This window comes from Ruegeria sp. AF8, assembly GCF_056541825.1.
The window spans coordinates 1-5,525 of sequence record NZ_JBQFYW010000048.1 but is presented as its reverse complement, the minus strand read 5'-3'; the positions used below and the strand labels follow the sequence as shown (position 1 = coordinate 5,525).

Genomic DNA, 5,525 nt, shown 5'->3' with positions numbered 1-5,525 from the left:
AACTTGAAAAACATCCTTGGCCAGATCCAGGCCTACGGTCTTTACTATCATTGGGTGGCTCCTTTCCTAGCAGTCGGTGATAACTGCACTTTGGCACATTTGATGCCGGTGGAGCAGGAGCCACCCACCTCATCCGCTAAGGGCCGAGGCTGTGTGGAAACTCTGACCGGTCGGCGAAATATTTCGAAAATACCCTTTAAGTGCATTCTCTCGCACTTCTGAGAGAGCTCGTGGGCCGGAGTATTCACACACCCTCGGCCGCAAGTGACTTCACAGATTCAATTGAAGGGCCGACTCCTTTGTGGCTCGCAAGTCAGTTCAAAGCTCATGTTAGCAGTGCCAACTAGACGGAGAGGGCCTCTTTTGCCGACATATCATGGACGTTGTTAAATTTAGTAACGTTGATCACTGTTTTTTCAAATTTTTCTCAAGTATGCCCAAGAGACATACCCCTTGAGCCCACGTGCGCGCTCCAAGGAAACGCGGCACCACCGGGTGCCACCGGTTTGCTCGCAACTGTGAACTCGTAAGGCGGTTCCATTTGGCAGACCAACAATCACAATGTAGCCTGTTCCAGGCCCACCACGCATTTTCAGCATGTCACCGTCTTCGACGCCAAATACCTCGTATCGTCCGAGCGAGGCGGCGGCTACGGGTTCAACGTTCATGATGGTGTCTAGGAACAATGCCGCTAGGGGTAAGAAGATTGCATTGCGCATCGCGATTTCCTGCTTGTTGCCTCAACTACAATCGTAGCAAATCAGGTCACCAAAATGAACAACTCCAAGACAGAAATATGAGAATTACCAAAGCTCAAGGCGATGATTGTCGCGTCAAATGATTTCCGCAAAATGAAAATAAAGTTCGGCGCGATCCCGATGATAGACAAGACATGGTAGTTCTACTCCATGTTTTGGCGAATGACTAAAGCAGTGCTTGTCCTTCCGGGTACAGTGCTGATCTACATCCCGATTTTGATCCAATGGTTCAGCGACCGTTGGCCATTTGACACAGGTGTTGGAACGCGTCTGCATTGGGCCGTGGCGGCGATGTTAGCAGTCCCCGCGCTTGCTTTGGCCGCCAATACGATGAAGCTGTTTGTTCATGAGGGGCATGGAACTCCTGCACCGTGGGACCCACCTCAAAGATTTGTGGTCAGCGGACCTTATCGCTATGTGCGCAACCCGATGCTTTCATCGGTCATTCTAATGATATTGGCGGAAGCGGTGGCGTTGAGCAGCCCGCCCCTGCTCGGTTGGGCGATAGTGTTCTTTCTCCTCAACACACTTTATTTCATATTCGTAGAGGAGCCGGGGCTGGAGCGACGTTTTGGCGAGGGCTACCTAAAATACAAGGCGGCGGTACCACGATGGGTTCCCATGTTGCGGCCGTATGAGCCCCCAGGTGACAACGGCAGTTGAATTACCGGTTTGTCCCGCGACCTGTGAGTTCGCTCATGATCAGATCGCAGCTTTCGCGAAGGACCGCAATGACGGGTTGCTCCGTGGCATCACGGCACTCGACCGTGTGACCACTCAAGTCCACACCCATAACCTCTGACCCAAACTGGGTGACGGAACCTACTTGCTCGTGGCGACTCAGATTGCTCCTAATCGACCCGGGTCCAGAACCCTGATTTGCGGGGGTGCGCTTTCTTAAGCCTGGCAAGATAAGTTGTGTGTTCGACCAATTTGCCGAGGCAACTGGGATCCGTCTCTTCAGCCAGCAGGGCCAGTTTCCCGAGGTATTTCGCGCCGTGCCCATAAGCCTTGGAGCGCGCGCGATCCAGGATGTCGTCCAAAAGTGCCCGGTAGAGTATCGTTGCTGCCAGCGGATAATCGTGCTCCAGAAGGGCTGCGACTTTCGGCAAGATGTGCCAATCACCACCGTTCCAGCGGTGCGGGTGCATTACGATCAGATTTGCTGCCAGATCGAGCCGCGGCCAGTCGAGGAAGAATTGCAGTGCCAACTCGGGTTCAGCCTTTTCCAACGCGAAGGCATGGGCGCGGTCTTCAGCTTCGACATCCTCGAAATCCGACAGCTGCCTGAGGTAATCCCGCAGAACAACGGCGGACAGCTTCGCCTCGAAGCAACGCCAGCGCAGGGCCTGCGCAGCAGGCTTGTCGCCCGTGGCTTCCAGGATACGCGCCTCCAGGCTGACCCGTGCCGGCGAAAGGTCACTATCGGTCTCGCCAAACGCGCGCTGCCCCGGTTTGCGCACCCAATCCAGCGCCTCGACGCTGCGGCCAGCATCCAGAAGCTGCGCGGCGATTCCCAGCGTGTCCTGCATACGCGGCTGCTTTTTTGTCTCCAGCGCGATGAGCAGATCGAGATCCCCCCGCGCTAGGGCAATGGTCTGGCGCATCGCTGCCCATTGTGAGGTCATGGAATAGAACCAGCCATCCGGATTGCCCGCCACTTCTTCAGCCCGCCGCTCAGTAATGGCATCCTTCAGATCGGCATCCCAGCGAGCCAGGCTGCTTTGCGGCAGATGCGGCGCCACGATCTCGGTTACCTCGACCAGATAGCCGTGAGTGCTTTCGCCAAGGGCGGTCATTATCTTGTCGGGTAGCAGATCCGCTTCGGGTGTAGCCATGCTCTGCGCCAGATCACCTGTCGCGGTGATTGCCTGATAATAAACGTCCTGAATGCGACCCGAAGAATCGTCGACACGTTCGAACACCTGTTCATGGGTGGCGATGAAGCGCAACAGCCGGTCTATGGCAAGCCCGGGCGCGGCAGCACCAAGCTCGGAAGTGAGGGTATTGGTTAGACTGCGCAGATCGTCAGCAAAGGCGCGGGCCTTGTCCCACTCGATGAAACTCTTTGCCCGCGCCAGCCCGGACAGCCTCCGGTCGATCAGCCTGGCTATGGCCTCGGGGCCGGATTTCCCGGCGAGCGCCGCCTTGACCTGGCGCCGGAACCCCGCATTGCGCTCGGCTTCTTCCAGCACCAGCTGCGCGAGCTTGTCGGCACCGAGGTCTTTCAGCTTGTCAGTGGACAGGGCAGGCTTGCGGGCCATGGGCAGGTCTCGGTTTTCACTGTTATCTAAATAAGTGCCTCGACCGGATCGTGAGGGCAAGGATTAGCTGTCCGGCCCATGAAATGCCGCAGGAAGACCCAATGGTCGCAATTTGATACCTGCGATGCCGCATGCGACTGACTGGTCAAAGTCAAAGCCAGGCTGTCTATAACGCAGAGACGGATGCGCCACTCAACTGCCAACCCCTGTGCGGCGGGCAGTTCAGGTTTTGCCGAACATCCCGGCCAGCACTGCTTCCGCCTCCGCGAGCCCTTCATCGGTCAGAACCAGAGACTTCGCCCGACCCGCGGGATTCTTGATCAGGCCCTTTTCATAGAGCCGGTCGGTGATCGCCCAGTCGATCCCTTTCCAGACCCGCCGACCGTCATGCAGCGTCAGGCTCAGAATGGCCAATGCTGCCGCGTCCAGTTTGTCGTTGTCCAATTCCATGGGTTCCACTCATTAGACTATCTTGTGATCATTCTGAAGCCACAGCGAAGATCCGCACAAGGTTTGCGGGGGGGGGGGGAGGATTTGGGTGCGGAATCTTTCAACAGACTTTCTGCGGCGCAGTCGTCGCTGCATTGGAATTGTTGCTTGACGCATAAATGTCTGCAACGCGAAAGCTGCATCGCGGCGTGAGGCCGGATAATCAATGGCCGGGTCGGGCTGTAAAGACATGTACCGCTACATTTCTTCCAAATGGTGAGGAATCCTGGCCCAGTTGGGCGCATCTTTCACAAATACCTTTATTGTTGGTTTGAAATTGCCCGGTTCATCCAACGTACCGGCAGCGATGCTGGTCAACCCAAAGGATGTCAGACCCCACAAGTTTGATCCGCAGATTCCGCAGAAATTCCTGATGACAGGGCGTCCTTCCTTTGATGTTTTTTCAAAGGTCAGAGGTTTACCTTTCAGCAGCTGCAGATCTTCGGATTTTATCATGTACCCGGCGTAACCGTCTGTACCGGTCATCGATAGGCAGTCACTACAGAAACACATGAGTTGCAAAACCGCGTCACCGGTGATCCGATATCGAACTTCACCGCAAAAGCATCCACCTTCCAGTGGCTGAGACATGTTCCTTCTACTCCTTTATGTCGATTAGGAGGATAGGAAAATATCGTATGTGCTCTGGCAAATAGCCACAACAATTCCTGGTTTTGAACGGTGGCTCCATTCTGTTTTCTACCACGAAACCTAATGCAACGACTGGGAGCAATAAACTGTTCTTTCCAACGTGTGCGCCATTCGTTCGACGGAGATCTTTGTACCGCCGATAAGTGGTTTCTCACCCGAAGCGCACATTCGTTTCCAGGCCCAAATGTGCCGTGGAAACTGCAAGAGAACAACCTATCGGTAAGTAGGTTGATGCCGGGTCCCATTTAGGAACTGAATCCTTGCCGGTGGCCTGATCTCACAATGTCATTAGACAGAATGGTTGCTCCAAATGATAATGAAGTCATGGAACTGACAGAAACCACACCTATCCATCTGATCCATGTGGACCCTGAGATCAACATGGCGCGGTTCTATGGAATAGAATTGCAGCCGACGCTGTTTGGGGAAGTGTCCGTCCTTCGTACCTGGGGACGGGTTCTGTCGCAAATTTCTTTGAGAGCTGCATACACGGAACTGGAGAAGCGATTATCCCGCCAGCTGGATAAACTGCTGAAACGGACGGAGTCCGGGCGTGAATTGACCTTTGCGGATCATGTTGACCAATTCTATACCTGCCAGGGCAGATGCGGCTGCAGCGAAAGATTTGAATCCCAGCATCGGTCTGATCCTTCGTTTGATGAAGCGGTGATCCTGTTCAATGATGTTATTGAGGTATTTCCGCCTGACCATCTCAATCGGGATTGGACAACCGAAGCTCTTGAGCATCTTATTAACTGCCTTGATACCAGCTGTATTGGCTCCACTTTTGTCGATGACGATCTTGCGCGGTAGACCGTTCACCTCAAGCGCGCGGGCGAAGAACTTCGTCGCTGCGGCTTTATTCCGGCGCTCGGACAACATGAAATCTAGTGTCTTGCCGTGTTTGTCGATCGCTCGGTAAAGATAAACCCACTCGCCCTTCACTTTCACATATGTCTCATCCATGCGCCACGATCGGTCAACGGGACGCTTTCTATACCGCGCTGCTTCAGCAATGAGGCCTGCATATCGGCTGACCCAACGGTTTAGCGTTGCATGATCCAGATCAACGCCACGTTCCGCCATGATCTCTTCCAGATCCCCGTATGACACGCCGTAGCGTAAGTAGAAGAAAACCGCGTGCAAAATCACGTCTTTCGGAAAATGCGTGCCTTTAAATGAGGTCGTCACGGTTTGCTCCTGTCATGTCCCAGCACGCGTTAACAGAACTGCGTTCGATCTGACAGGTGCGGTAGAGTTTGCGACAGAACCCCCTGTTGCATAGATCAGAACTGGGGCAGATTGGCCCCAAACCCATCACTTCAGAAAACGCGCTCATGTTCTGCACGACCGAGAGATGTCA

At 54.4% G+C, this 5,525-nt stretch carries 7 protein-coding genes and 1 pseudogene; 3 read left to right on the top strand and 5 right to left on the bottom strand.

Annotated features, from left to right (window positions below; genetic code table 11):
* The coding region (locus ACR0AO_RS25085; protein ID WP_480609638.1) for a hypothetical protein at positions 1-222 on the top strand (222 nt) is incomplete at its 5' end.
* Positions 223-416: 194 nt separating this feature from the next.
* Here the strand turns inward: ACR0AO_RS25085 and ACR0AO_RS25080 are convergent.
* Complete coding sequence (locus ACR0AO_RS25080) at positions 417-668, bottom strand: SH3 domain-containing protein (protein ID WP_480609641.1); 252 nt, start codon at positions 666-668, stop codon at positions 417-419.
* A gap of 252 nt (positions 669-920) precedes the next feature.
* On the opposite strand from ACR0AO_RS25080, the gene ACR0AO_RS25075 reads away from it, so the two are divergent.
* A complete protein-coding gene (locus ACR0AO_RS25075) occupies positions 921-1,421 on the top strand; it encodes a methyltransferase family protein (RefSeq protein ID WP_480609635.1) in 501 nt (166 codons plus the stop codon).
* A gap of 188 nt (positions 1,422-1,609) precedes the next feature.
* Here ACR0AO_RS25075 and ACR0AO_RS25070 read toward each other — a convergent pair whose 3' ends face one another.
* The 3 genes from ACR0AO_RS25070 to ACR0AO_RS25060 form a co-directional block, all read right to left on the bottom strand.
* Positions 1,610-3,022 (bottom strand): DUF6880 family protein, encoded by a 1,413-nt coding sequence (locus ACR0AO_RS25070; protein WP_480609632.1) that lies wholly within the window; start codon positions 3,020-3,022, stop codon positions 1,610-1,612.
* Between the two features lie 222 nt (positions 3,023-3,244).
* Positions 3,245-3,472 (bottom strand): DUF6429 family protein, encoded by a 228-nt coding sequence (locus ACR0AO_RS25065; protein WP_480609629.1) that lies wholly within the window; start codon positions 3,470-3,472, stop codon positions 3,245-3,247.
* A 237-nt stretch (positions 3,473-3,709) separates the two neighbouring features.
* The gene (locus tag ACR0AO_RS25060; protein WP_480609626.1) at positions 3,710-4,102 is read right to left on the bottom strand and encodes a GFA family protein; all 393 of its coding nucleotides are present in this window, start codon (positions 4,100-4,102) and stop codon (positions 3,710-3,712) included.
* Between the two features lie 342 nt (positions 4,103-4,444).
* Between ACR0AO_RS25060 and ACR0AO_RS25055 the strand changes: the two are divergent.
* Positions 4,445-4,609: pseudogene (locus tag ACR0AO_RS25055) on the top strand (WGR domain-containing protein); the annotation flags it as partial.
* Between the two features lie 60 nt (positions 4,610-4,669).
* Here the strand turns inward: ACR0AO_RS25055 and ACR0AO_RS25050 are convergent.
* The gene (locus ACR0AO_RS25050) at positions 4,670-5,353 is read right to left on the bottom strand and encodes an IS6 family transposase (RefSeq protein ID WP_480609623.1); all 684 of its coding nucleotides are present in this window, start codon (positions 5,351-5,353) and stop codon (positions 4,670-4,672) included.
* Positions 5,354-5,525 lie beyond the last annotated feature (172 nt).